This window comes from Neisseria sicca VK64 (assembly GCF_000260655.1).
Lineage (GTDB): Bacteria > Pseudomonadota > Gammaproteobacteria > Burkholderiales > Neisseriaceae > Neisseria > Neisseria sicca_B.
Window position 1 is genome coordinate 1 of record NZ_AJMT01000102.1, and the last position, 1,794, is coordinate 1,794.

Genomic DNA, 1,794 nt, shown 5'->3' on the forward strand with positions numbered 1-1,794 from the left:
TTCGCCTACGAAATGGTCGGCATCTGCGCCCAAGACCACCCGCTTGCCGCCAAAACCGTTTGGGAGGCAGAAGACTTCATCGGCGAAACCCTCATTACCTATCCCGTTCCCGACGAAATGCTCGACCTGCCCAAAAAAATATTGTTACCCAAAGGCATCAACCCACCGCGCCGCCGCAGCGAACTGACCATCGCCATCATCCAACTCGTCGCCAGCAAACGCGGCATCGCCGCCCTGCCCTACTGGACCGTGATGCCCTATCTCGAAAAAGGCTACGTCGTCCACCGCCAAATCACCGCCAACGGCCTGCAAAGCGAACTCTACGCCGCCACGCGCACCGAAGACGCCGACAAAAGCTATCTCGACAACTTCTGCCAAATCGTCCGCGAACGCAGCTTCGCCGACCTTCCCGGCTTGAGCGAACTGGAAATGCACGGACACGATTAATGTTTTATTGAAACACGGTGTTATATAGTGGATTAAATTTAAACCAGTACGGCGTTGCCTCGCCTTGCCGTACTATCTGTACTGTCTGCGGCTTCGTCGCCTTGTCCTGATTTAAATTTAATCCACTATATAAAGGTCGTCTGAAAATGTTTTCAGACGACCTTTTTTCATATCAAAGCAAATTAACCGCGCCGCCAAGTCGTACCGTCGGCGTTGTCTTCCAGAATGATTTTGTGTTCGTTCAGAAGGTCGCGGATGCGGTCGGACTCTGCCCAGTTTTTATCGGCGCGCGCTTGTTTGCGCTGGGCGATTAAGTCTTCGATTTCTTCGTTGGAGAGGCCGTCTGAAACCGCACCGCCTTGCAGGAACTCAGTCGGATCGCGTTGCAGCAGGCCGATGATGCCGCCCAAGGCTTTCAGGCAGCCGGCGAGGTGTGCGTCGTTGGTTTTGTTCACTTCGCCTGCCAGTTCGAACAGTACGGCAACGGCTTCGACCGTACCGAAATCGTCGTTCATGGCGGCGTAGAAGCGGCGGGTGTAGTCGTTGGCGTTTTCGGACAATTCAAACTCAGCGGCAGGGGTGTTTTTCAACGTAGTGTACAGACGGGTCAGCGCACCTTTTGCGTCGTCCAAATGCGCGTCGGAGTAATTCAGCGGGCTGCGGTAGTGGGCGCGCAGGATGAAGAAGCGCACGACTTCGGGGTCGTATTGTTTCAACACTTCGCGGATGGTGAAGAAGTTGCCCAGCGATTTGGACATTTTTTCGCCGTCCACACGGATAAAGCCGTTGTGCAGCCAGTATTTGACGTGGCTGGCAATGCTTTGACCGTGGTGGGTTTGCGCGTGGTCATGGCCGCAGGTATGGCCGCTGGCGCCGACGCTTTGGGCGATTTCGTTTTCGTGGTGCGGGAACTGCAAGTCCGCGCCGCCGCCGTGGATATCGAAGGTGTCGCCGAACAAGTTTTCACTCATGGCGGAGCATTCGATATGCCAGCCCGGACGGCCGTTGCCCCACGGGCTTTCCCATGCCGGTTCGCCTGCTTTGGCGGCTTTCCACAATACAAAATCAAGCGGATCGCGTTTGAAACCGTCCACTTCCACGCGCTCGCCTGCGCGCAGGTCGTCCAACGATTTACCTGATAATTGTCCGTAAGCGGCAAACTCGCGCACGGCGTAGTAAACGTCGCCGTTTGCGGCAGGGTATGCCTTGCCGTTTTGAATCAGGGTTTCAATCATGGCAATCATTTGCGGAATGTTTTCCGTTGCCTTCGGCTCGATGTCGGGACGCAATACGCCCAGAGCATCGGCATCTTCGTGCATAGCCTGAATGAAACGCGCGGTCAGTTCG

The 1,794-nt window shown here is 55.6% G+C and carries 2 protein-coding genes and 1 pseudogene; 1 reads left to right on the forward strand and 2 read right to left on the reverse strand.

Annotated features, from left to right (window positions below; translation table 11 throughout):
• Positions 1-447 (forward strand): LysR substrate-binding domain-containing protein (locus tag HMPREF1051_RS06300; protein ID WP_003765975.1); only part of this gene is annotated, 447 nt, incomplete at its 5' end.
• Between the two features lie 22 nt (positions 448-469).
• Here the strand turns inward: HMPREF1051_RS06300 and HMPREF1051_RS14355 are convergent.
• Positions 470-577, reverse strand: a pseudogene (locus tag HMPREF1051_RS14355) (IS5/IS1182 family transposase); the annotation flags it as partial.
• A gap of 52 nt (positions 578-629) precedes the next feature.
• Positions 630-1,794, reverse strand: a 1,165-nt coding sequence (gene cysS / locus HMPREF1051_RS06305) for a cysteine--tRNA ligase (RefSeq protein WP_003765974.1), incomplete at its 5' end; no start/stop codon positions are given.